This window comes from Bordetella saccharivorans, from assembly GCF_045862855.1.
Lineage (GTDB): Bacteria > Pseudomonadota > Gammaproteobacteria > Burkholderiales > Burkholderiaceae_B > Bordetella_A > Bordetella_A petrii_F.
The window spans coordinates 805,362-831,584 of sequence record NZ_BAAFZO010000001.1 but is presented as its reverse complement, the minus strand read 5'-3'; the positions used below and the strand labels follow the sequence as shown (position 1 = coordinate 831,584).

The following is a 26,223-nucleotide window of genomic DNA, read 5'->3' as shown; positions in this document are numbered from 1 at the left end:
CGGCGGCGGGGCCGCCCGGCCGCGCCTTATTTAAACAACAGGTCGGGCAGCCAGGACGAGAACGCCGGCACGTAGGTCACCAGCGCCAGCGCCGCCAGCAGGGCGCCGTAGAACGGCCAGATGGTGCGCATGACGGTGCCCACCGCGACCTTGCCGATGGCGCAGCCGACAAACTGCACCGTGCCCACTGGCGGCGTGTTCAGCCCCAGCGCGCAATTGATCAGCATCACCACGCCGAATTGCACCGGGCTCATGCCGTACTGCATGCAGATCGGCAGGAAGATCGGCGTGCAGATCAGGATGGTGGCCGCCATGTCCAGGAAGGTGCCCAGCACGAACAGGGCGATGTTCACCATCAGGAAGATGGCCCAAGGGCTGTCCGAGATGGTGGCCATGAGTTCGCCGGTTTTCTCGGCCACGCCGTAGAAGCCGATCAGGTAGCCGAACGTGGCCGAGATGCCGATCAGCAGCAGCACGACGCCGGTGGTCTTGACCGCCTTGGCGGCCGCCCGCAGGAACTGGTCCCAGGTCAGCGACCGGTAGACCAGCGCGGTGAGCGCCAGCGCGTACAGCACCGCCACGGCGGCCGATTCGGTCGCGGTGAACACGCCGCTCAGGATGCCGGCGATGATCAGCACGATGACGAACAGCCCGGGCGTGGCCGCCGCCAGCGAACGCGCCACGATGCCCCAGCCCGGGAAGGCGCCGGCCGGATAGCCGCGCTTGCGCGCGACCAGGTAGGCCGCCGCCAGGTTGCAGAGGGTCAGGATCAGCGCCGGCACCACGCAAGCGGCGATGAGGGCCGCGATGGACGCCTTGCCGCCGGCGGCCAGGGTGTAGATGATGATGTTGTGGCTGGTGGGCATCAGGGCGCCCACCAGGGCCGCGTGGGTGGTCACGTTGACGGCGTAGTCGGCGTGGTAGCCGTCGCGCTTCATCATCGGGATCATGACCGAGCCCATGGCCGAGACATCGGCCACCGGCGAGCCGGACACGCCGCCGAACAGGGTGCACGCCAGCACATTCGACATGCCGAGGCCGCCGCGCACGTGCCCCACCACGGATTTGGCGAAGGCGACGATGCGGTCGGCGATGCCGCCGTAGAGCATCAGCTCGCCGGTGAAGATGAAGAACGGGATGGCCAGGAACGAGAACGCGTTCATGCCCGACGTCATCTGCTGGAAGGCCACCGCGATGGGCAGGTCTTCATACAGGATGGCCGTAATCGAGGCCAGGCCGATGGCGAAGGCCACCGGCACGCCGATCGCCAGGAAGCCCATGAACGTCATGGAAAGCAGCGTCAGTGCCATGCGGGGACCACCTTCTGGTTGCGCAGGAGCGCGATGATGTGCTCGAGCGAGAACAGCACGATCAGCCCGCCGGACAGCGTGGCGGGCGCGTACTTCCAGCCCTCCGACAACCCCAGGTTGGGGATCTTGTAGCTGTGCACCGATTCGGCCAGCACGCCGCACTGCCAGGCCATCAGCGCGCCGAACAGCAGCACCAGCGCATGGACGAACAGCTGCAGGCGCCGCTGGCCGCGCGGCGGCAGCAGCTGGGCCAGCGATTCGAAACCGATGTGGCCGGCATCGCGCACCGCCACCGCGGCGCCCATCATGGTGACGTACAGCACCAGCAGCAGCGACAGGCTTTCGGCCCAGGTGGGGGTGCTGTTGAGCACGTGGCGGCCGAAGATCTGGTAGGAGACCGCCGCGATCAGGCAGACCAGCCCCGCGACGCTGAGCACCATGCACAGGCGGGCCAGGGCGGCGCAGCCGCGCGCGTAGCAATCCAGCGCGCGCGCGAACGCGCCGCCAGCCGCGCGCTGTTCAGCCGTTGGAATCACTTGGACGGACATGGCGGACTCTACTTGACCGCCTGGATGCGGGACACCAGGTCCTTCATCGCGTCGGTCGTGACATAGCGGTCGTACACCGGCTTCATGACCGCCTGGAACGAGGCCTTGTCGGGCTCGACGACCTGCGCCCCGGCCTGCTCGACCAGCGCGCGCGACTTGTCCTCGCGCTCGCTCCACAGCTTGCGCATGTACGGCACGGACTCGCGGGCCGCGTCGCGGATGATCTTGCGGTCGGCCTCGGGCAGCTTGTCCCACTGGCGCTTGGAGAACAGCAGGATCTCCGGCGTCATGGTGTGCTGCGTCATCGAGTAGTACTTGGCCACTTCGTAGTGGTGGGCGCTTTCGTAGCTGGGGAAGTTGTTTTCGGCGGCGTCGACCAGGCCGGTCTTGAGCGCGGTGTAGACCTCGCCCATGGACATGGGCGTGGCATTGGCGCCGAGCGCCTCGACCATCGCCACCGACAGGTCCGACTGCTGCACGCGGATCTTCAGGCCGCGCACATCCTCAACCGTCTTGATCGGCTTGTCGCGGGTGTACATCGAGCGCGCGCCGCTGTCGTACCAGGCCAGGCCGACGAAGCCGGCGTCTTCGCAGGAACGCAGGATCTGCTCGCCGATGTCGCTGTCGAGCACTTTGTGCAGGTGTTCCTTGGAGCGGAACAGGAAGGGCAGCGACGGCACGCGCGTCACTTCGCAGATGTTGTGCATGGCCGCGCTGCTGACCCGCGTCATGCTGAGCGCGCCCAGCTTCACTTGCTCGATCGAGTCTTCCTCGCGCCCCAGCTTGCTGCCGGCATAGACCTTGATCTCGAGGCGGCCGTTGGTGCGCTGCTTGACCAGTTCGCCCATGTGGCGCACCGCCAGCACGGTGGGGTAGTCGTCGGGGTGAATGTCGGCCGAGCGCAGTGTCTCGGCATGGGCGGACCAGGCGGCCGCGGACAACAGCAGGACGGACGCGGCCAGGGTGGCGCGTTGGGGGATGAAGCGCAGCATTGTCTACCTCCGGGGTGGGAGTGGTGGCGTGTCGTGAGGTGCTCTTGTGGAAATCTCAGCCTGACTGCGGTGCGGGTCTAATCGAGGTAAGCGGGTTCCTCCAGGCCGCGCGTGCCGGGGCGCAAGGCGAGGACAGCGCCGTCCAGGGCCTCGTCCGGGACCGCGGACGGCCGGATCGTAGTGATGAAGAGGGTGTCCAGGCCGGGGCCGCCGAAGGCGCACATGGCCGGCTTGGCGACCGGCAGCGGCAGGCTGCGGTCGAGGCGGCCGTCGGGGGTGTAGCGGTACACCGCGCCGGCATCATTGCCGCAGATCCAGTAGCAGCCGTCCTGGTCCACCGCCGCGCCGTCCGGGCGGCCGGCCGGCAGGCGGTCGATGAAGACGCGGCGGCGGTGCGGCAGCCCGGCGTCGATGTCGTAGTCGAAAGCCCATACCGTCTGGCGGCCGGGATGCGAGTCGGACAGGTACATGGTGCGGCCGTCGGGGCTGAAGGCCATGCCATTGGGCACGATCAGCGCCAGGGGCAGCGGCGCGTCCAGCCGGCCGCCGCCATAGCGGTACAGGCGCCCGCTGTCGCGGCCGCGCGCCATGTCCAGCGCCATGGTGCCGGCCCAGAAGCGGCCCTGGCGGTCGCAGCGTCCGTCGTTGAAGCGCATGGCCGGTTCGGCATGGGCGACGCGCGCCAGCAGGGTGGCCGCGGGCGCGGGCTGGCCGGGCGCGAGGGCGGGCAGGGCGTACAGGCCGCTTTCCATGGCGGCCAGCCAGCCGTCGCCGCGCATGGCGATGCAGCCCGCCATCTCGGGCAGCGCCCATTGGCGGGCCCGGCCGCTGGACGGCTCGTAGCGCCACAGGCGGCGCGCGGGGATGTCGGTCCAGTAGAGCGCCTGTTCGGCGGGGCGCCATACCGGGCTTTCCCCGACTTCGCACAGCATGTCGCCCAGCCGTTCGGCTTGCGGAGCGTCCATGATCAGAAAGGCCCCGCTTTCACGAACGCCCCGCCCTGGTATTGCGTGGCGGGGTCGTCCGGGTCCGGCTCGGGCTGCGCCTCGACCGCGGCGCGGAAGCGCTCGGAGGAGTCCTTGGGCTCGAAGCCCAGGTGGCGCGCGGCGTGGTTGTCCCACCAGCGGTCACGGTTGGCCGAGGCGCCGTACACGATGGTGTGGCCGACCTTGGGCGTGAAGAGGGAGCGCACCACCAACTGGGTGAGATCGTCGTAGCTGAGCCAGGTGACCAGCATGCGGCGGTCGCGCGCTTCCGGGAACGACGAGCCGATGCGCAGGCAGACGGTCTCGATGCCGTAGCGGTCGAAATAGAAGCGCGACAGGTTCTCGCCGAAGGCCTTGCTGATGCCGTAATAGCCGTCGGGCCGCGGCGGCGTGTCGGCGTCCAGGATCTCGCCCTGCCGATAGAAGCCGGTGACGTGGTTCGAGCTGGCGAACACGATGCGTCGCACGCCATGCACGCGGGCGGCTTCGTAGATGTCGTAGGTGCCCTGGATGTTGGCGGGCAGGACTTCGTCGAACGGCCGCTCGACCGATATGCCGCCCAGGTGCACGATGGCGTCGCAGCCGCGCACCAGTTCCATGACGGCCTGCGGATCCGACAGGTCGCAGGGGACGACCTCTTCGTCCGGGCCGGACGGGGCCATGGCGGCGATGTCGGACAAGCGCAGGATATCGGCGTGGGGCCGCAGGCGTTCGCGCAGTACTTGGCCCAGGCCGCCGGCGGCGCCGGTGATGAGCAGGCGGCGGCATCGGGACGCGGGGGGCGGCAAATCGGCGGGTACGGTCATGCGTGGTCCAGCAAGTTGGGGAAAATGCTGCGCCTGGTCTTCGCCAGATCAGTTATCGTACAACCTGTGGGCAGTATAATTAGGCCAAAAATTCGCCGTCAAGCGCGGCGCCACCCGGGATATCCCTTGATGACCGATACCCCAGAATCGCCGGTCTCTACGCCGCGCCGTCCGCGCAACCTGGCGCAAGGGCTGGTCGAGGATTTTTCCGAGCGCATTCGCGGCGGGCAGATCCGGCCCGGCGAAAAGCTGCCCACCGAATCGGCGCTCATGCGGCAATTCGGCGTCAGCCGCACCGTGGTGCGCGAAGCCCTGTCGCGCCTGCAGGCCGCCGGCCTGGTCGAGACCCACCACGGCGTGGGCACCTATGCGCTCGAGCCCAGCGGCAGCGCCGACTTCCGCGTCGACCCGGCCGATATCGCCACGGTGCGCGACGTGCTGGTATTGCTGGAACTGCGTATCTGCCTGGAAAGCGAGGCCGCCGGCCTGGCGGCGCAGCGCCGCACCGATGCCCAGCTGGCCGACATGCGCCGCGCGCTGGACGAATTCCGCGCCTGCCTGGCGGCGGGCGGCGACACCATCACGCCCGACTTCCGCTTCCACCTGCTGGTGGCGCAGGCCACCGACAACCGCTACTTCGCGGACCTGATGTCGCACCTGGGCTCGGCCATCATCCCGCGCACGCGCATCAACTCGGCGCGCATCGCCCACGAAGACCGCGAACAATACCTGGCGCGCGTCAACCTCGAGCACGAGGACATCTACGACGCCATCGTGCGGCAGGAGGCCGAGGCGGCGCGGGCGGCCATGCGCACCCACCTGAGCAACAGCCGCGAGCGGCTGCGCCGCGCCCAGGTGCGCTAGGATAATCGCCAAAATTCATATGATGTCATACAACAATTCGCCCGCAGTATGCTGGCGGATCCGCCGGGCGCGCCGCCACGCCGCGCCATGCCCGGCCCGGTATTGCGGAGTTCTTCTTGCGTAGTCTCACCTTGCGGTTCATTGTCGCCGTCCTGGCGCTCCTGACCCTGAGCCGGCTGGCTCTTTGCTTCTGGCTATGGCCGCGCGTGCAGGACGCGGGCGGGCTGTGGCCGGTCATGGCGGGCGGTCTGCGCATCGACCTGTGCCTGCTCGCCATGGTGGCGGCCCTGCCGGCGGCGCTGTCGCCATGGCTGGGCCACCGGCCGCTGGCGGCACGCCTGACGGCGTGGTGGTTCCGCCTGTGGTGGATGCTTTACGTATTGCTGGAAGTCTCCACGCCGCAGTTCATCGCCGAATACGACACGCGGCCGAACCGCCTGTATTTCGAATACCTGGTGCATCCCCGCGAGGTCGCCGCCATGCTGTGGCAGGGCTACAAGGGCGTGCTGGTGGCGGCGTTCGTGGTGCTGGCGCTGGCGGCGTGGCTGGCCACCCGGCTGTTCCCGACCCAGGCGCGCGACGCCCGGCTGGCCTGGTGGAAGCGCCCGCTGGCTTCGCTGGCCATCATCGCGGTCACGGTGCTGGCCGCGCGGGGCACGCTCGGCCACCGGCCCATCAACCCGTCGATGGTGGCGTTTTCCGGCGACGCCATGGTCAATACGCTGGCGCTCAACTCGCTGTACAACGTGTTCGACGCGGCCTATCGCCTGCGCGACGAGCGTTCGTCGGCGGCGCTGTACCCGGCCATGGACGCGGCCACAATGAACCGCATCGTGCGCGAGGCGGCCGGCCTGCAAGGGCCGCCCGCCGACCCGCACCTGCCCACGCTGCACGCCCAGCAGGCGAGCGCGCGGCGCGACAAGCCGCTGAACCTGGTGATCATCCTGGAAGAAAGCCTGGGCGCGCAGTATGTCGGCAGCCTGGGCGGCCGCGACCTGACGCCCAACCTGGACCAGTTGGGGCAGCAGGGCTGGATGTTCCATCACGCCTACGCCACCGGCACGCGCTCCGTGCGCGGCCTGGAGGCGGTGGCGGCGGGGTTCCCGCCTTCGGTGGCCGAGGCCGTGCTGAAGCTGCCGCGCGCGCAGACCGGCTTTTTCACCCTGGCCCAGTTGCTGGGGCAGCACGGCTATCACGCGCGCTTCGTCTACGGCGGCGAGGCGCATTTCGACAACATGCGCGGCTTCTTCCTGGGCAATGGCTTCAAGGAAGTGGTGGACCGCAAGTCTTTCGTGGCGCCGGCCTTCGTCGGCTCGTGGGGCGCCTCGGACGAGGACATGTTCAACCAGCTCGACCGCCTGCTGCGCGCCGACGGCGACCGGCCGGCGTTCACGCTGGCGTTTTCCGTCAGCAATCATTCACCCTGGGAATACCCGGCCGGCCGTATCCAGCCGGTGGGCGAGCCGGCCACGGTGGAGAATACCGTGCGCTACGCCGACTGGGCGCTCGGCCAGTTCTTCGAGAAAGCGCGCCGCGCCCCGTACTGGGATAACACCGTGTTCCTGGTGATCGCCGACCACGATTCGCGCGTGTTCGGCGCCAACCTCGTGCCGGTGCGCCACTTCCGCGTCCCGGCGCTGATCCTGGGCGGCACGGTCGCGCCGCGCCAGGACCAGCGCCTAGTCAGCCAGATCGACATGGGCCCGACGCTGTTGTCGCTGATCGGGCTGGACAGCACGCACCCCATGCCCGGGGCCGACTTGACCCGCCGCGATCCGGGCCGGGCGCTCATGCAGTATGGCGACAATTTCGGCTACTTGAAGGGCGATACGCTGGTGGTGCTGGAGCCGCGCAAGGCGGCGCGCGCCTACCGCTACAGCCGCGCGCCGCTCGAGCGCGAGGACGGTTATGCGGAAACCGCGGCGCCGCCGGGGCTGGTGGACGAGGCGCTGGCCCACGCCCTGTGGGCCAGCTGGGCCTACCGGGAAGAGCGCTACCGGCTGCCCGCCCAGTAGCGCCGGCACGGGCCCGCGTGGGCCCGGCCGTTCAGCGCGCCGCCAGCACCGTGCCGGCGGATTCGCCGAAGCCGATGCGCGGGTAGCCCGGCTTGCGGCATTCGGCGCGGATGATGACCTGGTCGCCGTCTTGCAGAAAGACGCGCTGTTCGCCCCAGGGCAGTTCGATGGGGGCCTTGCCGCCCTGGGTCAGTTCGAGCAGCGAGCCCGCTTCCTCGGGCCGCGGGCCGGACAGCGTGCCGGTGCCCAGCAGGTCGCCGGGCTGCAGGTTGCAACCGTTGACCGTGTGGTGCGCGAGCAGTTGCGCGATGTTCCAGTAGGCGTCGCGGAAGTTGCTGGACGACAGCCGGGCCGGGGGGTGGCCCGCGGCGCGCGAGGCCTCGGTGGTCAGCAGCACTTCCATCTGCACGTCGTAGGCGCCCTGCGCGCGGTTGCGTTCCGAGGCCAGGTAGGGCAGCGGCTGCGGCTCGCCGGCCGCGCGGGTCCAGGCTGCGCGGAACGGCTCCAGCGCTTCCATGGTGACGATCCACGGCGAGATGGTGGAAGCGAAGTTCTTGGCCAGGAACGGCCCCAGCGGCTGGTATTCCCACGCCTGGATGTCGCGCGCCGACCAGTCGTTGAGGATGCACAGGCCGAACACGTGGTCATCGGCCTGGTCCAGGGCGATGCGCTCGCCCTGCGCGTTGCCGGTGCCGACGAACACCCCCAGTTCCAGTTCGTAGTCGAGCCGCTGGCACGGGCCGAACTGCGGCGGCCCACCCTCGGCGGCGGGACGGGTCTGGCCGACCGGGCGCGGAAAGCGCTGCTCGACGCCGATGCTGGAGGCGCGGCCGTGGTAGCCAATGGGCACCCATTTGTAGTTGGGCAGCAGCGGGTTGTCCGGACGGAACTGCTTGCCGACCGCGGTGGCGTGGTGCAGCGAGATATAGAAATCGGTGTAGTCGCCGATGCGCGCGGGCGTGGTGTATTCGGCCTCGGCCTGGGCCACCAGCAGCGGCTCGAGGCGGGCCTGCAGCGCCGCGCCGCTGCGCAGCGCGCGTGACAGCGCCAGGCGCAGCGCGCTCCAGTGGGCGCGGCCCAGCGCCATCAGCGGGTTCAGGCTGTCCGCCGTGCAGGCGGCCAGGGCTGCGCCGGCCTGGCCCTCGAATACCTGCAGTTCCGCCAGGGCCGCCAGGTCGAGGATGCGGTCGCCGATGGCGACGCCCGGGCGGAACGCTTCCTGGCTGCCGCGCCGGCGGAACACGGCGTAGGGCAGGTTCTGCACCGGGAAGCCGGCGCCTTCGGCGTTGGCGCTGGCCACCCAGCTGGTCAGGTTGGCGTCGTGGGTTTCGTTCAGAGTGGTCATGGGCTGTCGGTCAGTTGGGCTTGGCGGGGTCGAAGTGCTTCTTCAGCCCCTGCCAGCATTCGTAATAGTCGCGCTGCAGCTGCGGGCTCGCCAGCGCCTGCGCGGTGGGGCGGATGACGCGGCGCGTCTCGAACATGAACGCCATCGTATCGCGGATGTAGTGCGCCTGCCGGGTATCGGCGGCCGTGGCTTTCTCGAAGGTGCCGGCGTCCGGTCCGTGGCCGCTCATGCAGTTGTGCAGGCTGGCGCCGCCCGGCGCGAAGCCGTCGGCCTTGGCGTCGTAGACGCCGTGAATCAGGCCCATGAACTCGCTGGCCACGTTGCGGTGGAACCAGGGCGGGCGGAAGGTGTCTTCCATGGCCAGCACGCGCGGGGGGAAAATGGCGAAATCCATGTTGGCCGTGCCCGGCGTGTCCGAGGGGGCGGTCAGCACGGTGAAGATGGACGGGTCGGGATGGTCGAAGCTGATCGAGCCGATGGGGTTGAAGTGGCGCAGGTCGTACTTGTACGGCGCGTGGGTACCGTGCCAGGCCACCACATCCAGCGGCGAGTGGTCGATGGGCGCGCGCCAGAACCCGCCGGTGAACTTGCCGATCAGTTCGAAGTCGCCCTCGACGTCTTCGTACCAGGCCACCGGCGTCTGGAAGTCGCGCGCATTGGCCAGGCAGTTCGAGCCGATCGGGCCCAGTTCGGGCAGCCGCAGCGCGGCGCCGAAGTTTTCCAGCATGTAGCCGCGCGCCTGGCCGTCGGGCAGTTCGATGCGCACGCGCACGCCGCGCGGAATGACGGCGATCTCGAGCGGCTCGACGTCGATCAGGCCCAGCTCGGTGGCCAGGCGCAGCCGGCCTTGCTGCGGCACGATCAGCAGCTCGCCGTCGGCGTTGTAGAAGAAGCGGCCCTGCATCGAGCGGTTGGCGGCATACAAGTGGATGCCCACGCCGCTGTGCTCGCCGGGCGCGCCGTTGCCGCCCCAGGTCTGCACGCCTTCGATGAAATCGGTGGGCGCGTCGGGCATGGGCGGCGGGCTCCAGCGCAGCTGGTTGGGAGTGACCGGGCCGGCGCCGAAGTCGCTCAGCCAGCGCGCGGCGCCGGTGAACGGTTCGAAGGGCCGGTGCTGGACCGCCGGGCGGATGCGGTACAGCCAGGACCGGCGGTTCTCGGCGCGCGGCGCCGTGAACGCGGTGCCGGACAACTGTTCGGCATACAGCCCGTACGGGCAGCGCTGGGGCGAGTTGCGGCCCACCGGCAGCGCGCCGGGCAGGGCTTCGGTGGCCCAATCGTTGCCGAAGCCGGATTGGTATTGCAAGGACATGGCGGGGTCTCCTGTGACGCGCGCGATCAGGCCGCGCGGCGTACGTGCAGCGGTCATTTTCCGCAAAACCGCCATCCCTGGCTATGGGAATACAAAAATATCGACTATAACTTTCATGAATATAGGAGCAGCCATGGCCGAATTGCGCAATCTCGATCTGAACCTGCTGGTGGTGTTCCAGCACCTGCTCGAAGAGCGCAATATCTCGGCCGTGGCACGGCGGCTCGACCTGTCCCAGCCGGCCGTCAGCAACGCCTTGCGGCGCCTGCGCGCCGCGCTGGGCGACGACTTGTTCGTGCGTACGCCGCAGGGCATGCAGCCCACACCGCAGGCCGAACGCCTGGGCGGCCCGGTGGGCGAGGCGCTGGCGCTGCTGTCGCATACGCTGGACGCCACCCATGACTTCCGTCCCGCCGCCAGCCAGCGGCGCTTCCGCATCGCCATGTCGGACGTGGGCGAGATCCACTTCATGCCACAGCTGATGGAGCAGTGCGCGCGCCGCGCGCCAGGCGTGCGCATCGATTCATTGCGCCTGCTGGGCGCCGACTTGCGCCGCGAGATGGATGCCGGCCGCGTCGATCTCGCGATCGGCGCGTTCGAGGACCTGGGCAGCGGCATCATGCAGCGCATGCTGTTCCGCCAGGGCTACGCCACGCTGTTCCGGCGCGGCCACCCGACCGCGCACGAGGGCATGGGGCTGAAGGCGTTCCGGGCCGAGCGCCACCTGGTGGTGTCGCGCGCGGCGCCCTACGGGCAGGTCAACCAGTCGCTGGAGAAGGCCGGCGTGGCGCTGGATGCGCATTTCAGCGTGCCGCATTTCGCGGCCGTGCCGTACATCGTCGGCAGCACCGACCTGCTGGCCACCGTGCCGCGCAAGCTGGCGGCCAGCGCGGCGCCGCACTTCCAGCTAGGCATGCTGACCCCGCCGGTGCGCGTGCCGGCCCTGCAGACCAACCTGTACTGGCATCGCCGCTTTCACCGCGACAGCGGCAACCAATGGCTGCGCGGGGTGGTGATCGAGACTTTCGCCGACGCCGCCTGAGCGCGGCCGGCGGGCGCTCAGGCCAGCGCCACGGCCTCGATTTCCACCTTGCAACCATGATGCAGCGGCCCGGTCGGCACTACGGCGCGCGCCGGCCGCGCCGCGCCCGCCCATTCGGCATACACGGCGTTGAAGGCCGGCCAATTCTCGACGCTATCCACGTATACCCGCACTTGCACCAGCCGCCCGATGCCGCTGCCGGCGGCCGCCAGCGCGGCCGTCACATTGGCGAGCGCCTGGCGCGCCTGGGTGTCGAACGGCGCGTCGGCCAGCAGCGCGCCGTCGGGCCGGATCGGCAACTGGCCCGAGACGTAGACCATGCCATTGGCCACGCAGGCATGGCTGTAGTGGCCGCCGGGCAGGGCCAGCGCGGCGGGCGACAGGTAGCGGGGGGCGGAATCGCGGTCGGTCATGGTGGTCGGGTCTCCGGCAAGTTGGTCAGTAACGGCGCGGCTACCAGCCGTGCGCGCGGTCCCAGGCCCGCAGGCCGCCGTCGGGCGACAGGGCGTGGTATTGCGGGAATTGCGCGCCGGTGGCGCAGGCATGGTTGGGCAGGATGCGCAGGCGCGTGCCGATCGGGAAGCGCGCCGCCACGTCCTCGCCGGCCGGCGCGGCGGCGGCAGCCAGGATGCCGTGTTCCTGGTTGGCGCCGATCAGGGTATAGCCCGGCAACAGGGCGCCATCCAGCGTGCAGGCCTGGCCGTAGCCGAAGTCCTGCTTCTGCTTGCGCGTGCCCTGGTCGCGGCTCATCGCCATCCAGCCGGCATCGACGATCACCCAGCCTTTCTCGGCCTGGTGGCCGATCACCGTGGTCAGCACGCTCAGCGCCAGCTCGTCGGTGCGGCAAACGCCGATGTTGTGCATGACCAGGTCGAAGAAGACATAGACCCCGGCGCGCACTTCGGTTACTCCTCGCAACTGCGCGGCCGACAGCGCGGTCGGCGTCGAGCCCACGCTGACCACCGGGCATGGCAGGCCGGCGGCGCGCAGGCGTTCGGCGGCGCGCACGCAGCCGGCGCGTTCCTGTTCGGCCATGGCCGCCAGCGCCTCGGGAGTGTCCAGGTCGTAGCTCGAGCCGGCGTGCGTCATGACGCCGCCCAGCTGCATGCCGCCCGCGTGCAGGACGGCGCCCACGTCCAGCAGCGCGGCCTCCTCGGGCTTGATGCCGGAGCGGTGGCCGTCGGTGTCGATCTCGATCCACACTTCGAAGCGCTCGCCATGCTCGCGCCCGAAAGCGGCGATGGCGCGTGCGGCGGCGCTGTTGTCGGTGATGATCTTCAGGTCGCAGCCGCGCCGGCGCAGCGCCAGGGCCGCCGGCAGGCGGTGTTCGGCCATGCCGACGGCGTACAGGATGTCGCCGATGCCGGCCTCGAAGAACTGCTCGGCCTCTTTCAGCGTCGACACCGTCACGCCCCGCGCGCCGGCGGCCAGCTGGGCCTGCGCCACGGGCGTGCACTTGCTGGTCTTCACGTGTGGCCGCAGGGCGACGCCGAGCGTATCCATGCGCTGTTGCATGCGGGCGATGTTGGCCTGCATGCGCGCCACATCGATGATGGCGGCCGGGGTGTCCAGGGTTTCCAGGGGGTGGGTGGGCATGGTCATGGTGCGATGAATGGCGCGGGGCGCCTCAGTTCAGGAATTCCTGCCGGGCCTTGAGGGCCGGCACGTCGTCGCGCAGGCCGCGCTCGATCAGGGTCGTCACCGCCTGCGGCTGCGCCGCCGGGCCGTGCGGCAGGTCCACGCCGACGGCCCGCATCTGCGCGCCGAAGCCGGGATCGGCGGCGGCGTCCTGCAAGGCCTGGCGCAGCCGCGCCATGATCGGCTCGGGCGTGCCGCGCGGCGCGAAGATGGCGTTCCAGGAGCGCAGGTCGAGCGCGTGGCCCGCTTCCGCCGCGGTGGCGACGCCGGGCAATTGCGGCAGGCGCGTGTCCGAGAGTACCGCAATGGCCTTGAGCTTGCCGCCGGCGATCTGCGGCAGCGAGGTGGTGGTCTGGTCGCACATGAAATCGGTCTGTCCGCCCATCAGGTCGCTGATGGCCGGCGCCACGCCGCGATACGGGACGTGCGTGGCGGGCTGCCCGAGCGCCGCCAGCAGCAGCACGCAGCCGTAATGCGAGATCGAGCCGACGCCGGCGCTGCCGTAGGTGGCCTGGCCGTCCCGGGCCGCCAGCCAGGCGGCGAACTGCGGCAGGTCCTGCGCGGCAAAGTCGGCGCGCGCCAGCAGCAGCATGGGCGCCGAGCCGGCCAGGCCGACCGGCAGGAAGTCGGCCAGCGGATCGTAGGGCAGCCTGGGATAGACAGCCGCATTGGCCACATGGGTGCCCAGCGTGCCGAACGCCAGGGTATAGCCGTCGGGCGCCGCGCGGGCCGCGCGCTGCAGGCCGATGGTGCCGCCGGCGCCGCCGACGTTTTCCACCACGATCGGCTGGCCGAGCCGGTTGCCCATCTGCTGCGCGAAACCGCGCGCCAGCGCGTCGCTCGGCCCGCCGGGCGGGAACGGCACCACCAGCGTGACGGGGCGTCGCGGGTAGTCGGCCTGCTGCGCGTGGGCCGGCGCGGCGAGCCCGCACAGCAGGGCCAGGGCGGCCAGCGCCGCGATGTGGCAGGGAAGGCGGATCATGGCTTGCTCCGGGGATCAGGACGCGCGGCGGAAGGCCTGCAGCCAGGGCAGCGCGGCGTCCAGGGTGGGCGATTGCAGTTCGGGCGCGGGCGCGCCTTGCGGCAGGGCCAGGCCGACCCGGTTGTGCCAGTAAGTGCGCAAGCCGACGCGCGCGGTGCCGAACAGGTCATAGCCCGAACCGGCCACGAAGGCCGCATCGGCCGGCGCCACCTGCAGCGTATCCAGCGCCATCTGGTAGGGGCGCGGATCGGGCTTGTAATAGCCGGCCTGCTCCGATGTCACGACGACGTCCCAATCGATGCCCAGCAGCGCCGCGGCCTGATGGCCCAGCCGCTGTGAACAGTTGGTCACCACCGCCAGCTTGCAGTGCGGGCGCAGGGCCTGCAGCAGGGCGCGCGCGCCGTCCCAGGGCGGCAGCCCGTGCCAGCCGGCCTCCAGCGCGGCCGGCGCGCTGTCGGGCAGGTCGACCGCGCGCGCCGCCTGGCGCACCAGTTCTTCATAAGGCACGTAGCGGCCGCAGCCGTAGGTCAGGCGCAGGTACTCGGCGCGCCAGGCCCGGCCGGCCGCTTCCGAGCCTGCCGCCGTGTTCCAGACGGTCCAGGAATCGAGCAGCGCCGTGAGCAGGTCGAACAGCACGGCGCGCGGGTAAGATGCAGGCACAGCGGACATGAAAACGCTCCAGGTTGGGATCAGGCAATGGCGGGACTATAGGGCGGATAACTACGGTCGTGATTTAATGGTTCTTCATCAATCGTTAAGCATCGCTGAATGATCAGGATCGAAGACCTGGAGCTGGCGGCGGCATTGGCGCAGGCGCCGTCGTTGAGCGCAGCGGCCCGCGCGTTGAATGTGACACCGCCCGCGCTGTCGATGCGGTTGCGCAAGCTGGAGGCCGGGCTGGGGCTGGCCCTGGCGGTGCGCACCGCGCGCCGCCTGAGCCTGACGCCCGAGGGCGAGCGCTTCGCGCGCGAGGCGGCGGCGCTGCTGGCGCAATTGCGCGCGCTGCCCGAGTCGCTGCAGCGCGACGACAGCCGGCTGACCGGCACGCTGCACATCGCCGCGCCATTTGGCTACGGCCGGCGCCATATCGCGCCCGTGCTGGCGCGCCTGGCGCTGCGCCATCCCGACTTGCGCGTGCAACTGGATCTGCGCGAGACGCCGTGGCCCGACCATCACGACGCCGACGCGGTGGTGCACATCGGCGCGGTGCGCGATTCGTCCTGGGTGACGCGCCGGCTGGCCGCCAATGCGCGCTGGCTGTGCGCCAGCCCGCAGTACCTGCAGGACCACGGCACGCCGCGCGAGCCGCGCGACCTGCTGCGGCACCGCTGCATCTGCATCCGCGAAAACGATGAAGATGCCACGCTGTGGCGCTTCCGGCGGCCCGGCAGGCGCGCGGCGGGGCAGAAGGCTTTCGAGACGGTGCGCGTGACGCCCGCCTATGTCTCCAACGACGGCAACGTGGCGCGGGCCTGGGCCGAGCAAGGCCTGGGCCTGGTGGTGCGGTCGCAATGGGACGCCGAGGCCGCGGTGACGCGCGGCACGCTGGTGCGGGTGCTGCCGGCCTGGCAGCTCGACGCCGCGCCGGTCATGCTTTTGGTGCCGGGCCGCAAGGGCCGCAGCGCGCGGGTCAAGGCCTTGCTGGAATGCCTGGACGAGCGAGTCGGATGACAGCGCCGGGGATGATGTCCTCGCCCAGCACGAACGCCATCATGAGGCGGTTCATCGCGGCGGCCTGATCCAGCAGGTTTTCGGATGCTGCCGACGCCTCCTCGACCAGCGCCGCGTTCTGCTGAGTAATATCGTCCATCTGCGAGACAGCATGGTTGACCTGCTCGAGGCCCTGGGTCTGTTCTTCCACGGCGATGCCGATTTTCGCGACGATGGCGGCCACCTCGCGGATTTCCGCCACCAGGTCGTCGATGGCCACGCCGGCCCGCGCGGCTTTGCCCGCTCCCTCGTCGATCTGCTTCACCGAGTGCTGGATCAGCGTCTTGATTTCCCGTGCCGCCATCGCGGATTTCTGCGCCAGGCTGCGCACTTCATTGGCGACCACGGCAAAGCCTTTGCCTTGCTCGCCGGCCCTGGCCGCCTCGACTGACGCGTTCAGCGCAAGAATGTTCGTCTGGAAGGCAATGCCTTCGATGACGGCGATGATCTCGCCGATCCTGCCCGCGCTTTCCTGCACCGCGTTGATGGCGGCGGTGGCTTCGCGCGTGACGGCGCCGCCATGATCGGCCAGTTCCGCCGCGCTGGCGGAGCGATCACGCGCTGCCAGCGCGTTGGCCGCGTTCTGCCGCGCAGTGGCGGTGAACTGTTCCATCGAGGCCGCCGTCTGCTCCAGGCTGCAGGCTTGTTCCTCGGTGCGTCGCGACAAATCCTGGTTGCCGGCGGCGATCTCGCGCGCCGCGACTTCGATGGCCCCCGCACTGGACTTCACGCCGCGCACGGTGGCGCTCAATCCCGCGCTCATGTCGTTCAGTGCCTCCAGCAAGCGTGCGACCTCGTCCCGGCCTTGCGGCACAGCGCGCGTGCTCAGGTCCGCCGCCGCTACGCGCCCGGCCAAAGCCGCCGCCTGCGACAGAGGCTGCGTGATGGAGCGCGTGATCATCACGGCCAGGACGCAGGCCAGTGCGCCCAGGGCCGCCAGCACTGCCCACAGCAGCGCCTGCTCGTTCTGGATCGCGCTGACCTGCCGCAGCAGCAGCCCGGCGGTCAATGCCGTGACCTGGTCTATGACCTGGTAAAGGGTTTCCAGATGGACGGTGGCTTGCCTGAAAAAACTGCGCCGTTCATCGGCGGACAGCGTGGCGATGCGCGTCAGCATGGTGCGTGTCAGGGCGATCGAAGCATCCAGCGCGGTTTCGATCCGAGCGCCGGCGGAGTCGATGTCGTCGGCCAGCATGGGATTCGCGGCGCGCGCGCGGGCCAGGTCGCGCGCGATAGTGACCTTGGCGTCATTGACGCGCGCCAGGCTCGTGTCCAACAGCAGGCGGTCGGTTGCCGAGATGGCGTCGTTCAGCAGGGCGGCCGATGCGCGCGCCCGTACGAGTCCCAGCTCTTCGGCGACAGCGGGCAGGGTACGGTAGGCCGTCGCGATCAGCGCGGTCTCGGCCAGGTCGCTGGCCACGCTCAAGCGGAAGCGGTCCAGCAATTCGTCTTTCAACTGCAGCAGCCGCGTCACCAGTTCCGTGTGCCGCGCAAAGCTGGCTTGTGCGTCGATGTTTCCGGCGGCGACGCGCGCATGCAAGTCCCGCCACGCCTGCTGCAGCTCGGCCAGGCCCGCCGGCGCGGCCTCGTCGGCATGGGTCTGGCGCAACTGGGCGGCCAGTTCTTCAAAGCCGGCGTCGACCGACGGCGCCAGCGCCTGCCGCTCGGCGCCGGCCTGCTGGCCGCCGTTCAGGTACACATTCGACAATCCCCGATGCGCCTGCATGGCGCGCGTCAGGTTCAGCAGTCTGCCGATCGGCGATGTGCCTGCCGCTTCCAGCCGTTTCTGCGACGCGGCCTGCCACGACGCGTGTCCATACAAGAACAATGGGGCGGCGAACAATGCCAGGCTCAGGCCGCCCAGCAACATGAATTTCCGCCGCAGCGACAACATGCCCAATAACCGTTTCATATCCCGTCTGCCTAGCGTCCTGCCGGCGCGCCGCCATGACTAGCGGCGCGCCGGCGTTTCTCCTTCGGCTGTCTTACGGCAGTTGGCGAGGCGGCTGTAGGGATGTTGTGCGAGCTCGGTTGATCGGCATCAATGGAAACAACGGGGCTTGCGGCGCCCGTGCCAGGTTCAAGCAGCCGCGTCCGGCAGCACCGAGCGGCGCGCGCGCGCCAGCGCGTCGCGCAGCACTTCCATGTCGCCGATATGGTTGGCCAGCAACAGGATCAGCGCGGCATTCAGTTCGGCGCTCTGCACGTCGTCCAGGTCGCGGTGGGTGTCGATCAGGGCCTCGTAGAAGGCGTCCGGGGCCGGCAGGTTGGTGTCGATGTTCAGGGGCATGTCGGTGGGCTCCTTCAGGCCTGGCCCAGCGCGCGCGTCACGGCGGCGGCCAGCGCGGCCGGGTCGAACGCGCGGCGGCGCGCCGCGACGTGCTGGTCGGGCCGCAGCAGGTAGCAGGTGCCGGGCCGCGCATCGTAGCGCTGCGCCAGGCAGCCCTGGTGATCGTAGACCACGGCGCAGTCGGCCGGCGCATCGAGCGGCGCGCTGCCGTCGCCCACCAGCACGATGCGCAGCGGCACCGCGCCGTCGGCCAGTTTGCGCAGGGCAGCCAGGGTGGCCGCGGCGGGCGCGCGCGCGCCGCAGAACAGCGCCAGCACGAAACTGCCGTCCAGGCAGGACAGCCACCAGCCGTCGCGGCCGGCGGCATCGCGCACCGGCGCGTCCAGCGCCACCGCGCCCGGCACCATGCGGCCGTCGAACGCATCGACGTCCGGCGTATTGAGCGGCGAATCCGCGTAGGTGGTGGGCACCGACAGGCGCCCGCTGTTGACCAGCGCGCGCGCGAACGGGTGTTCGCGCGCCAGGTTCAGCACCGCGTTGCGGAAATGACGGCTGGCCGTGCTCTTGGGCGTGATGAAGTCGGTGGAGCGGGTGGAGTTCAGCAGGTTCTCGTCGGCCGCCTGTTCGCGCTCGGCCGCGTAGGAATCGATCAGGCGCTCGGGCGCCGCGCCGGCCAGCACGAGCTGCAGCTTCCAGGCCAGGTTCTCGGCGTCCTGCACGCCGCTGTTGGCGCCGCGCGCGCCGAACGGCGAAACGCGATGCGCGGCATCGCCCGCGAACACCACCCGGCCGTGCCGGAAGGCGTCCATGCGTTCGCAGGCGAAGGTATAGACGCTGACCCATTCCAGTTCGAACTGGGTATCGGGCCCCAGCAGCGCGCGGATGCGCGGCAGCACATTGGCCGGCTTGACCGCCTCGACCGGGTCGGCGTTCCAGCCCAGCTGGAAATCGATGCGCCAGACATTGTCGGGTTGCATGTGCAGCAGCACGGATTGATTGGGGTGGAATGGCGGGTCGAACCAGAACCAGCGTTCGGCGGGGAAGTCCGCCGTCATCTTGACGTCGGCGATCAGGAAGCGGTCCTTGAATACGCGGCCGTGGCTTTCCTGGCCCAGCAGCTTGCGCACCGGCGAGCGCGCGCCGTCGCAGGCGACCAGCCACTCGGCCTGCAGGGCATAGGTGCCATCGGGCGTCTCGACCGCCAGGTCGACGCCGTCGCCGCGCTGCGTCACGCCGACCACCTTGCTTTTCCAGCGCAGGTCGATCAGCGGGTGGGCGCAGGCGGCTTCGTGCAGGAAGCCTTCTACATAATATTGCTGCAGGTTGACGAAGGCGGGGCGGCGATGGCCGGGCTCGGGCAGCAGGTCGAAGCGCCACACTTCCTGGTCGCGGAAGAACACCTTGCCCACGTGCCAGGACACGCCCTTGTCGGCCATGCGCTGGCCCACGCCCAGGCGGTCCCAGATTTCCAGTGTGCGCTTGGCGAAGCAGATGGCGCGCGAACCGGTCGACAGCCGGTAATCGTCGTCCAGCACCACCACGGGCACGCCGCGCTGCGCCAGGTCCAGCGCGGTGGTCAGGCCGACCGGCCCGGCGCCCACTACCACTACGCGGTGGCTGGCGGGGGCGGGGCAATCCTGGTCGGCGTGCTTTTGATAGGCGAACTCCAGCGCCTGGTAATCGATGTCGCTCACGCGTTGTCTCCTGTAGGCGGGTGCGCCGCTGCGCCCGCCATGCGCGCCGCTGCGCCCTCTGCGGGGCGCTGGCGCGGCCTCATGCGGGAATCAGCCTTCGAGCTGCTGCCACATTTCCCGGTCGCGCTTGTCGGTCCAGATGCGCGGATGGTCGTGGCCGGTGGCCTCGTCATAGGCGCGCGACACGTCGAACGGCATGCAGTGGTCGAAGATGACCCAGTCGCTGTAGCGCGGCTGCATGAAGTCGTAGACCTCGCGGTAGATGGACTTCAAGTCCTTGCCCTGCGCCACGCCGCGGTTGACCGCGCCGTACAGGTCGGTCAGGAAGGCGCGCGTGCCCGCCAGGCCCTGGCGCACTTCGGCGGCGTTCTTCAGCGCCGGGCCGCGGCCGGGCACCATCTTTTCGGCGCCGAAGCGGGCCAGCGCGTCCAGGGTGGTGGGCCAGTCGCGGAAATAGGCGTCGCCGCAATAGGGCGTGGACTGGTACTCGACCAGGTCGCCGGCGAACAGGATCTTCTGCTCGGGCAGCCAGGCGATGGTGTCGCCCTTGGTGTGGCCGCGCCCCACCTGCAGCAGGTGGACTTCCAGGTTGCCCAGGTTGACCGTCATGGCGCCCTGGAAGGTCATGGTGGGCCAGACCAGCCCGGGCGGGATCGACTCGGCGTTGCGGAACAGGCGCGGGAAGCGGCCGATCTCGCTGGCCTTGTCCTGTTCGCCGCGCTCGGCGATGAGGTCGTAGGTGTCGCGGCTGGCCAGGATTTCCTGGGCGTTGTAGGCCGAAGCGCCGAACACGCGCACCGCGTGGTAGTGCGACAGCAGGATGTACTTGATGGGCTTGTCGGTGACTTCGCGGATGCGACGGATGACGTCCTGGGCCATGACGGGGGTGGCCTGGGTGTCCACCACCATGACGGCCTCGTCGCCGATGATGACGCCGGTGTTCGGGTCGCCTTCGGCGGTGTAGGCGTAGGCGTTGTCGGATAGTTTCTCGAACGACACGACCTTGTCGGCCAGGTCGGCGTGGGAGGCGAATTGCTTGCTCACGGCGTCTCCTGATATGTGGGCTTCTGATGCGGGCCAATATAGCCTGGCATTTGTTTTTGTGCAATACATTCGCTATAGACGAATTCAGCCGGCGCGACAAGGCGGCGGGCGGGCCCCCGATCGCCGGCCAGTGCGGGGCTTTATTAGAGGGAACAGGCCCTAGCGGCGCTGGCAGGCGGGGCAGTAGTAAGTGGCGCGCTGGCCCTGCACCAGGCGCCGGATGGGCGTGGCGCACACCCTGCAGGGCAGGCCGGCGCGTTCGTAGACCGCCGCGTGGATCTCGAAATAGCTGCCGGGCTGGCCGCTGGCGCCGACGTAGTCGCGCAGGGTGCTGCCGCCCGAGGCCAGGGCGTCGGCCAGGGTGGCGCGCACCATGTCGGCCAGCCGCTGGCAGCGCGCCGCCGAAACGCGGCGCGCCGGCGTGCGCGGGTCGATGCCGGCGCGGAACAGGCTTTCGGAGGCGTAGATATTGCCCACGCCCACTACCGCGTCGCCGGCCAGCAATGCCTGCTTGACCGCGACGCTGCGGCCGCGGAACTGGCTGTGCAGCCAGGCGCCGTCGAAGCGCGGGTCGAAGGGCTCGATGCCCAGCCGCGCCAGCAGCGGGTGCGCGGCCACCGGGCCGGCGCTGTCCGGATGCCACAGCACGGCGCCGAAGCGGCGCGGGTCGTGCAGCCGCAGCGTGGCGTGGTCGAACACCCAGTCGACGTGGTCGTGCTTGCGCGGCGCTTCGCCGGCCGGCACGCTGCGCAGCGACCCCGACATGCCCAGGTGGACGATCTGCGTGCCGTGTTCGAAGCGCAGCAGCAGGTACTTGCCGCGCCGCGCGCATTCGAGCACGGTGCGGTCCGACAGCAGGGCGGGAAGTTCGGCCGGAATGGGCCAGCGCATGCGCGCTTCGCGCACCACCAGCCGGCGCAGTGTCTGGCCCGTGATGACGGCGTCGATTCCGCGGCGGGTGGTTTCGACTTCGGGAAGTTCCGGCATGAGCCAGTGTAAGATGATCAATTGCTTGACCAGAGATTGTGCCATCAACCGGACGGGCCGCGTGAAGTCCTCGCTCAAACAAGTTCATTCCGTAATCACCGTGCTGGCGCTCGCGCTGGCGGGCCTGCAGTCGGTGCCGGCGCTGGCGGCCGATGGGCCGGGCCGCGATGCCACCGGGCCGCGCCTGGTGCCCCAGTCGCGCACGCCGGAAACCCAGGTCATCCGCCTGCGGCCGGGGCAGATCCCATACGTCTCGCTGACCGCCGACATCTTCTATCGCGTGCTGGCCTCGGAGATCGCCGCGCAGCGCGGCATGTACAGCACGGCGGCCTCCACGCTGGCGAACCTGGCCCGCGAGACCGGCGACCCGCGCCTGGCCCGGCGCGCGCTGGAATTCCAGCTGGCGGGCGGCAACCTGCCGGGGGCGCTTGACGCGGCGCGCGAATGGGCCCGCCTGGCGCCCAGCGACATCGAGGCCAGCTCCACCGAATTGGCGCTGGCCGCCGCCAATGGCCAGACGTCCGGCCTGGCGGCGGCGCTGCGCCAGCGCATCGACGCGGCGGACGACAAGCCCGCCGCGATTTCCCAGGCGCTGGGCGTGCTGGCGCGCCTGAACGACCGCCGCCTGGCCCTGCGCATCCTCGACGAGTCGCTCAGCCCGCCGGTGCGCAAGCTGCCCGCGGCGCACCTGGCCCTGGCCGATGTGGCGCAGGCCGCGGGCGACTACGGTCGCGCCGCCGACGAGGCCCGCGCCGCGCTGGCGGCCGACCCGCACTCCGAGGCGGCCGCCCAGCGCGTGCTCGAATACGGCGCCCGCGTCGACCCGCGCCGCGCCGAGACCGAGGCGCGCGCCTTCCTGGCCAAGCATCCGGATGCCCGCAAGCTGCACCTGGCGCTGGCCGGCCAGATGGCCGAGCGCGGCGACTACGACAGCGCGCTGGCGGAACTGCAGGCCATGTCGCGCCGCTCGCCCGAGGACTTCGACCTGCTGTTCATGCAGGCGCAGCTGGCCTACAAGGCCGGCCGCAAGGACCAGGCCCGCAGCCTGCTGCAGCAATACCTGGACGTGCAGAACCAGCGCCAGGAATCGATCGTGGCCGGCGCCTCCGATGCGCCCGCCGCCGAGGCCGACGCGCGGGTGCTGCTGTCGCGCATCGCCGAGGACCAGGGCCGCTACGACGAAGCCATCGCCCAGCTCGGCCAGATCGACGATCCGGCGCTGCGCTATTCCGCGCAGATGCGCCAGGCCGCGCTGCGCGCCAAGCAGGGGCGCATCGACGACGCGCTGGCCATGATCGACGCCGCACAGCCGCACGACGAGGACGACCAGGTGCAGGGGGTGCTGACCAAGGCGCAGATCCTGCGCGACGCCGATCGCCTCGACCAGGCGGTGGCCACGCTCGAGGCCGCCAACCAGGCGCAGCCCGATACGGTCGAGATCAAGTACGAACTGGCCATGCTGTACGAGCGCCAGGGCCGCTACGACGAACTCGAAACGCAGCTGCGGCAGGTGATCGCCCTCGACCCCGACCATGCCCACGCCTACAACGCCCTGGGCTACACGCTGGCCGACCGCAACCAGCGCCTGCCGGAGGCGCTCGACCTGATCACCCAGGCCCTGGAACTGCTGCCCGACGACCCGTTCATCCTCGACAGCATGGGCTGGGTCAAATTCCGCATGGGCGACCGCCAGGCCGCCGCCGAGTACCTGTCGCGCGCCTATGCGCAGCGCCCCGAGGCCGACATCGCGGCGCACCTGGCCGAGGTGTTCTGGTCCGAGGGCAAGCGCCAGCAGGCCGAAGAGCTGCTGCGCGCCGGCTTCCAGAAGGATCCCAAGAACCGCACGCTGCTGGATACCGCCAAGCGTCTGGGGGTCTCGCTGTGAGCGCGGCCGCGGGCATGGCGCCGCGCCGCGCCTGGCTGCGCGGCTGGCTGGCCGGCGGGCTGTGCGCGTTGCTGGCGGCTTGCGCCAGCGTGCCGGACGCGCCTTCCGGCACGGCCGACGGCGCCTTCTCGCGCAGCGGCCGTTTCGCCATCACGGTCACCGAGGCCGGCGGCCAGCAGCAGGCGGTGCAGGGCGGTTTCACCTGGCGCGACGACGGCCGCCGCTACGTGCTGGACCTCACCAATCCGCTCGGCTCCACCGAGGCCCGCGTCGAAGGCGGCCCGGGGCGCGCCACGCTGACCAAGGCCGACGGCACCCGGCTCGAAGCCGATACCCCCGACGCGCTGGCCGAAGAGGCGCTGGGCGGCCCCGTGCCGGTGGCCAGCCTGCGCGACTGGCTGCGCGGCCGGGTGGCGGACGATACCCCGGTGGCCGGCATGCAGCGCGACGAGCAGGGCCGCCCGGCGGCTTTCCAGCAGGACGGCTGGCATGCGCGGCTGTCGCGCTACGACAATCTCGGCCCCGGGCTGCTGGTGCTCCAGCGCAGCGAGCCGGGGCGGCGCATCATGGTCCGGCTGGCCGTCAGCCAGCCCTGACCGCCGGCCATGCTGTACGACGTACCCGCGCCGGCCAAGCTGAACCTGTTCCTGCACGTGGTGGGCCGCCGTCCCGACGGCTACCACCTGTTGCAGACCGTCTTCCGCTTCATCGACCTGTGCGACACGCTGCACTTCGAGGCGCGCGCCGACGGCCGCATCGAACGCGCCGCCGAACTGCCCGGCGTGCCGGCCGACCAGGACCTGACCGTGCGCGCGGCGCGCGCCCTGCAACAAGCCACCGGCGTCCGGCAGGGCGTCACCATCGGGCTGGAAAAGCGCATTCCGCAGGGCGGCGGCTTGGGCGGCGGCTCCAGCGATGCCGCCTCCACCCTGATCGCGCTCAACCGCCTGTGGAACACCGGCCTGTCGCGCCGCGACCTGATGGCGCTGGCCTTGCCGCTGGGCGCCGACGTGCCGGTGTTCGTGTTCGGCCAATCGGCCTTCGCCGAGGGCGTGGGCGAGATCCTCACCGCCCTGCAGCTGCCGCCGGCCGCCTACCTGGTGGCCCAGCCCGACGCCAGCGTGCCCACGGCCGGCATTTTTTCCGACCCCGATTTGACAAGGAACACACCTTCAGTCACAATAGCGGACTTTCTTGCTTCGCAAGAGTCCGGCACAAAACCGAGCCACGGCTCGAGCCAGGGCTTTTTTGGCAAGAACGACCTGGAACCGGTGGTTTACCGGCGCTATCCTGAGGTTTCACGGGCGGCGCGGTGGCTGTCGGGGCGTGGTGCCCACGTCCGCATGTCGGGGTCTGGCGCGTGTTTGTTCGCCCAGTACGCCACACCGCAACAGGCCGTTTTGGCGCAGCAGGAAATTACCGCTACAATGCGCGTCGCTGGTGAATCAACCAGCCAAGCGCAAGCAGGGTTCCGGTTGGTGCGGGTATGTCCCGGGTTGGCCGAGCATCCGTTGCGGAACTGGATTGCAAGATAGTTGGGGAGTCGCCAAGCTGGTTAAGGCACCGGATTTTGATTCCGGCATGCGAAGGTTCGAATCCTTCCTCCCCAGCCACCAAATATCAATAAAAAAGCTGTTGAACACGCCTGTCAGACACTGGCCACGGTTCAGCAGCTTTTTTATTTGCCGGTTTTGCCGGCCGCAGCAAACGTTCGCGTCCTAATCGACCATCGCAGCTTCCATCATGGCAAACGACAGCTTCATGATCTTCACGGGCACGGCCAACACCCGCCTGGCCGTGGACGTAGTCAACCATCTCGACATGTCCCTGGGCAAGATGACGGTTGGCCGCTTCTCCGATGGCGAAGTCATGGTCGAGATCAACGAGAACGTGCGCGGCAAGGACGTCTTCGTGCTGCAGCCCACCTGTGCGCCGACCAACGACAACCTGATGGAAATCATGGTCATGGTCGATGCGCTGCGCCGTGCCTCGGCCGGCCGCATCACCGCCGCCATCCCGTATTTCGGCTATGCCCGCCAGGACCGCCGCCCGCGTTCGGCGCGCGTGGCCATCTCGGCCAAGGTGGTGGCCAACATGCTGCAGGTCGCCGGTGTCGACCGCGTGCTGACCATGGACCTGCACGCCGACCAGATCCAGGGCTTCTTCGATATCCCGGTCGACAACATCTACGCCGGGCCGATCCTGCTGGGCGACATCTGGCGCCGCAATTTCGCCAACCTGGTGGTGGTGTCGCCCGACATCGGCGGCGTGGTGCGCGCCCGGGCGCTGGCCAAGCAGCTCGAGGCCGACCTGGCCATCATCGACAAGCGGCGCCCGCGCGCCAATGTGTCGGAAGTCATGAACATCATCGGCGAAGTCGACGGCCGCACCTGCATCATCATGGATGATATGGTCGATACCGCCGGCACGCTGTGCAAGGCCGCGCAGGCCCTGAAAGACCGCGGCGCCGGCGCCGTCTACGCCTACTGCACGCACCCCGTGCTGTCGGGCGGCGCCATCGACCGCATCGAGGCGTCGGAACTGGACGAACTGGTCGTCACCGACACCATCCCGCTGTCCGAACAAGGCCAGGCCAGCAGCAAGATCCGCCAGCTTTCGTGCGCGGCGCTGCTGGGCGAAACCATCCTGCGTATTTCCAACGCGGAATCGGTCAGCTCGCTGTTCGTCGACTGAGCCGGCGCAGCCCGTATTTTCGAATTTGCCCGCCTGCTGGTCGCGGCAGGCAGGCAAACAACACGGTACGCATGTCGCG

24 protein-coding genes and 1 tRNA gene are annotated in these 26,223 nt (G+C 69.8%); 9 read left to right on the top strand and 16 right to left on the bottom strand.

Translation table 11 applies throughout. From position 1 onward, the window contains the following. Positions 1–26: 26 nt before the first annotated feature. The 5 genes from ACKTT0_RS03995 to ACKTT0_RS03975 form a co-directional block, all read right to left on the bottom strand. On the bottom strand, positions 27–1,310 hold the full coding sequence (locus tag ACKTT0_RS03995) for a TRAP transporter large permease (protein WP_407848313.1): 1,284 nt from the start codon (positions 1,308–1,310) through the stop codon (positions 27–29). Then, the gene (locus tag ACKTT0_RS03990; protein WP_407848311.1) at positions 1,301–1,858 is read right to left on the bottom strand and encodes a TRAP transporter small permease; all 558 of its coding nucleotides are present in this window, start codon (positions 1,856–1,858) and stop codon (positions 1,301–1,303) included. Before ACKTT0_RS03990 ends, ACKTT0_RS03995 begins: the two co-directional genes overlap by 10 nt. A gap of 8 nt (positions 1,859–1,866) precedes the next feature. After that, on the bottom strand, positions 1,867–2,850 hold the full coding sequence (locus ACKTT0_RS03985; RefSeq protein WP_407848309.1) for a TRAP transporter substrate-binding protein: 984 nt from the start codon (positions 2,848–2,850) through the stop codon (positions 1,867–1,869). A gap of 77 nt (positions 2,851–2,927) precedes the next feature. Then, the gene (locus ACKTT0_RS03980; RefSeq protein WP_407848307.1) at positions 2,928–3,815 is read right to left on the bottom strand and encodes an SMP-30/gluconolactonase/LRE family protein; all 888 of its coding nucleotides are present in this window, start codon (positions 3,813–3,815) and stop codon (positions 2,928–2,930) included. Between the two features lie 2 nt (positions 3,816–3,817). Further along, the gene (locus ACKTT0_RS03975) at positions 3,818–4,642 is read right to left on the bottom strand and encodes an NAD-dependent epimerase/dehydratase family protein (protein WP_407848305.1); all 825 of its coding nucleotides are present in this window, start codon (positions 4,640–4,642) and stop codon (positions 3,818–3,820) included. A gap of 129 nt (positions 4,643–4,771) precedes the next feature. Between ACKTT0_RS03975 and ACKTT0_RS03970 the strand changes: the two genes are divergently transcribed. Both ACKTT0_RS03970 and ACKTT0_RS03965 read left to right on the top strand, forming a co-directional pair. Beyond that, complete coding sequence (locus ACKTT0_RS03970; protein ID WP_407848304.1) at positions 4,772–5,506, top strand: FadR/GntR family transcriptional regulator; 735 nt, start codon at positions 4,772–4,774, stop codon at positions 5,504–5,506. Positions 5,507–5,622: 116 nt separating this feature from the next. Further along, the gene (locus tag ACKTT0_RS03965; protein ID WP_407848302.1) at positions 5,623–7,521 is read left to right on the top strand and encodes an LTA synthase family protein; all 1,899 of its coding nucleotides are present in this window, start codon (positions 5,623–5,625) and stop codon (positions 7,519–7,521) included. Positions 7,522–7,552: 31 nt separating this feature from the next. Here ACKTT0_RS03965 and fahA read toward each other — a convergent pair whose 3' ends face one another. Both fahA and hmgA read right to left on the bottom strand, forming a co-directional pair. Next, positions 7,553–8,866 (bottom strand): fumarylacetoacetase, encoded by a 1,314-nt coding sequence (fahA, locus tag ACKTT0_RS03960; RefSeq protein ID WP_407848300.1) that lies wholly within the window; start codon positions 8,864–8,866, stop codon positions 7,553–7,555. 10 nt (positions 8,867–8,876) lie between these two features. Beyond that, positions 8,877–10,178: a homogentisate 1,2-dioxygenase gene (gene hmgA, locus ACKTT0_RS03955; protein WP_407848298.1), complete on the bottom strand. Its 1,302-nt coding sequence runs from the start codon at positions 10,176–10,178 to the stop codon at positions 8,877–8,879. Between the two features lie 133 nt (positions 10,179–10,311). Here hmgA and ACKTT0_RS03950 point away from each other — a divergent pair, with 133 nt between their 5' ends. Beyond that, a complete protein-coding gene (locus tag ACKTT0_RS03950) occupies positions 10,312–11,220 on the top strand; it encodes a LysR family transcriptional regulator (protein ID WP_028352643.1) in 909 nt (302 codons plus the stop codon). 17 nt (positions 11,221–11,237) lie between these two features. On the opposite strand, the gene ACKTT0_RS03945 is transcribed toward ACKTT0_RS03950, so the two are convergent. The 4 genes from ACKTT0_RS03945 to ACKTT0_RS03930 are packed head-to-tail and all read right to left on the bottom strand — an operon-like array spanning position 11,238 to position 14,509. Then, positions 11,238–11,633 carry a RidA family protein gene (locus tag ACKTT0_RS03945; RefSeq protein ID WP_407848296.1) on the bottom strand — a complete coding sequence of 132 codons (396 nt, stop codon included), beginning with the start codon at positions 11,631–11,633 and terminating at the stop codon, positions 11,238–11,240. 40 nt (positions 11,634–11,673) lie between these two features. Next, entirely contained in the window at positions 11,674–12,822 is a 1,149-nt protein-coding gene (locus tag ACKTT0_RS03940; RefSeq protein ID WP_407848294.1) for a DSD1 family PLP-dependent enzyme, read from the bottom strand. A gap of 25 nt (positions 12,823–12,847) precedes the next feature. Next, on the bottom strand, positions 12,848–13,840 hold the full coding sequence (locus ACKTT0_RS03935; protein WP_407848293.1) for a tripartite tricarboxylate transporter substrate-binding protein: 993 nt from the start codon (positions 13,838–13,840) through the stop codon (positions 12,848–12,850). Between the two features lie 15 nt (positions 13,841–13,855). Next, positions 13,856–14,509 (bottom strand): HAD-IA family hydrolase, encoded by a 654-nt coding sequence (locus ACKTT0_RS03930; protein ID WP_407848291.1) that lies wholly within the window; start codon positions 14,507–14,509, stop codon positions 13,856–13,858. Positions 14,510–14,608: 99 nt separating this feature from the next. On the opposite strand from ACKTT0_RS03930, the gene ACKTT0_RS03925 reads away from it, so the two are divergent. Next, positions 14,609–15,511, top strand: coding sequence for a LysR family transcriptional regulator (locus ACKTT0_RS03925; RefSeq protein ID WP_407848289.1), 903 nt, complete (start codon positions 14,609–14,611; stop codon positions 15,509–15,511). Here the strand turns inward: ACKTT0_RS03925 and ACKTT0_RS03920 are convergent. The 5 genes from ACKTT0_RS03920 to mutM all read right to left on the bottom strand — a co-directional run bounded on the left by ACKTT0_RS03920 (position 15,471) and on the right by mutM (position 21,565). After that, positions 15,471–17,462 (bottom strand): methyl-accepting chemotaxis protein, encoded by a 1,992-nt coding sequence (locus tag ACKTT0_RS03920; RefSeq protein ID WP_407848287.1) that lies wholly within the window; start codon positions 17,460–17,462, stop codon positions 15,471–15,473. The two genes, ACKTT0_RS03925 and ACKTT0_RS03920, sit on opposite strands and share 41 nt — an antisense overlap. Before the next feature lie 168 nt (positions 17,463–17,630). Then, the gene (locus ACKTT0_RS03915; RefSeq protein ID WP_407848285.1) at positions 17,631–17,840 is read right to left on the bottom strand and encodes a DUF2783 domain-containing protein; all 210 of its coding nucleotides are present in this window, start codon (positions 17,838–17,840) and stop codon (positions 17,631–17,633) included. Positions 17,841–17,854: 14 nt separating this feature from the next. Further along, positions 17,855–19,534 (bottom strand): FAD-dependent oxidoreductase, encoded by a 1,680-nt coding sequence (locus ACKTT0_RS03910; RefSeq protein WP_407848284.1) that lies wholly within the window; start codon positions 19,532–19,534, stop codon positions 17,855–17,857. 90 nt (positions 19,535–19,624) lie between these two features. Then, entirely contained in the window at positions 19,625–20,578 is a 954-nt protein-coding gene (locus ACKTT0_RS03905) for an MBL fold metallo-hydrolase (protein WP_407848282.1), read from the bottom strand. Positions 20,579–20,737: 159 nt separating this feature from the next. Continuing rightward, positions 20,738–21,565: a bifunctional DNA-formamidopyrimidine glycosylase/DNA-(apurinic or apyrimidinic site) lyase gene (mutM, locus tag ACKTT0_RS03900; RefSeq protein WP_407848280.1), complete on the bottom strand. Its 828-nt coding sequence runs from the start codon at positions 21,563–21,565 to the stop codon at positions 20,738–20,740. On the opposite strand from mutM, the gene ACKTT0_RS03895 reads away from it, so the two are divergent. From ACKTT0_RS03895 to ACKTT0_RS03875, 5 genes are all read left to right on the top strand, one after another. Further along, complete coding sequence (locus tag ACKTT0_RS03895) at positions 21,564–23,450, top strand: tetratricopeptide repeat protein (RefSeq protein ID WP_407848278.1); 1,887 nt, start codon at positions 21,564–21,566, stop codon at positions 23,448–23,450. The genes mutM and ACKTT0_RS03895 overlap by 2 nt on opposite strands. Before the next feature lie 14 nt (positions 23,451–23,464). Then, entirely contained in the window at positions 23,465–24,046 is a 582-nt protein-coding gene (gene lolB, locus ACKTT0_RS03890; RefSeq protein ID WP_407852380.1) for a lipoprotein insertase outer membrane protein LolB, read from the top strand. A 9-nt stretch (positions 24,047–24,055) separates the two neighbouring features. Beyond that, positions 24,056–24,985 carry a 4-(cytidine 5'-diphospho)-2-C-methyl-D-erythritol kinase gene (gene ispE, locus ACKTT0_RS03885; protein WP_407848276.1) on the top strand — a complete coding sequence of 310 codons (930 nt, stop codon included), beginning with the start codon at positions 24,056–24,058 and terminating at the stop codon, positions 24,983–24,985. A gap of 1 nt (position 24,986) precedes the next feature. Then, positions 24,987–25,063: transfer RNA gene (locus ACKTT0_RS03880), tRNA-Gln, on the top strand. Positions 25,064–25,193: 130 nt separating this feature from the next. Further along, entirely contained in the window at positions 25,194–26,144 is a 951-nt protein-coding gene (locus ACKTT0_RS03875) for a ribose-phosphate pyrophosphokinase (RefSeq protein ID WP_028352630.1), read from the top strand. Positions 26,145–26,223 lie beyond the last annotated feature (79 nt).

Excerpts from the sequence above, each read along its gene's own strand:
- ACKTT0_RS03995 (WP_407848313.1), bottom strand. The coding sequence starts at position 1,310 with ATGGCACTGACGCTGCTTTCCATGACGTTCATGGGCTTCCTGGCGATC.
- ACKTT0_RS03990 (WP_407848311.1), bottom strand. The coding sequence starts at position 1,858 with ATGTCCGTCCAAGTGATTCCAACGGCTGAACAGCGCGCGGCTGGCGGC.
- ACKTT0_RS03985 (WP_407848309.1), bottom strand. The coding sequence starts at position 2,850 with ATGCTGCGCTTCATCCCCCAACGCGCCACCCTGGCCGCGTCCGTCCTG.
- ACKTT0_RS03980 (WP_407848307.1), bottom strand. The coding sequence starts at position 3,815 with ATGGACGCTCCGCAAGCCGAACGGCTGGGCGACATGCTGTGCGAAGTC.
- ACKTT0_RS03975 (WP_407848305.1), bottom strand. The coding sequence starts at position 4,642 with ATGACCGTACCCGCCGATTTGCCGCCCCCCGCGTCCCGATGCCGCCGC.
- ACKTT0_RS03970 (WP_407848304.1), top strand. The coding sequence starts at position 4,772 with ATGACCGATACCCCAGAATCGCCGGTCTCTACGCCGCGCCGTCCGCGC.
- fahA (WP_407848300.1), bottom strand. The coding sequence starts at position 8,866 with ATGACCACTCTGAACGAAACCCACGACGCCAACCTGACCAGCTGGGTG.
- hmgA (WP_407848298.1), bottom strand. The coding sequence starts at position 10,178 with ATGTCCTTGCAATACCAATCCGGCTTCGGCAACGATTGGGCCACCGAA.
- ACKTT0_RS03950 (WP_028352643.1), top strand. The coding sequence starts at position 10,312 with ATGGCCGAATTGCGCAATCTCGATCTGAACCTGCTGGTGGTGTTCCAG.
- ACKTT0_RS03945 (WP_407848296.1), bottom strand. The coding sequence starts at position 11,633 with ATGACCGACCGCGATTCCGCCCCCCGCTACCTGTCGCCCGCCGCGCTG.
- ACKTT0_RS03940 (WP_407848294.1), bottom strand. The coding sequence starts at position 12,822 with ATGACCATGCCCACCCACCCCCTGGAAACCCTGGACACCCCGGCCGCC.
- ACKTT0_RS03935 (WP_407848293.1), bottom strand. The coding sequence starts at position 13,840 with ATGATCCGCCTTCCCTGCCACATCGCGGCGCTGGCCGCCCTGGCCCTG.
- ACKTT0_RS03930 (WP_407848291.1), bottom strand. The coding sequence starts at position 14,509 with ATGTCCGCTGTGCCTGCATCTTACCCGCGCGCCGTGCTGTTCGACCTG.
- ACKTT0_RS03925 (WP_407848289.1), top strand. The coding sequence starts at position 14,609 with ATGATCAGGATCGAAGACCTGGAGCTGGCGGCGGCATTGGCGCAGGCG.
- ACKTT0_RS03920 (WP_407848287.1), bottom strand. The coding sequence starts at position 17,462 with ATGAAACGGTTATTGGGCATGTTGTCGCTGCGGCGGAAATTCATGTTG.
- ACKTT0_RS03915 (WP_407848285.1), bottom strand. The coding sequence starts at position 17,840 with ATGCCCCTGAACATCGACACCAACCTGCCGGCCCCGGACGCCTTCTAC.
- ACKTT0_RS03895 (WP_407848278.1), top strand. The coding sequence starts at position 21,564 with ATGAGCCAGTGTAAGATGATCAATTGCTTGACCAGAGATTGTGCCATC.
- mutM (WP_407848280.1), bottom strand. The coding sequence starts at position 21,565 with ATGCCGGAACTTCCCGAAGTCGAAACCACCCGCCGCGGAATCGACGCC.
- lolB (WP_407852380.1), top strand. The coding sequence starts at position 23,465 with ATGGCGCCGCGCCGCGCCTGGCTGCGCGGCTGGCTGGCCGGCGGGCTG.
- ispE (WP_407848276.1), top strand. The coding sequence starts at position 24,056 with ATGCTGTACGACGTACCCGCGCCGGCCAAGCTGAACCTGTTCCTGCAC.
- ACKTT0_RS03875 (WP_028352630.1), top strand. The coding sequence starts at position 25,194 with ATGGCAAACGACAGCTTCATGATCTTCACGGGCACGGCCAACACCCGC.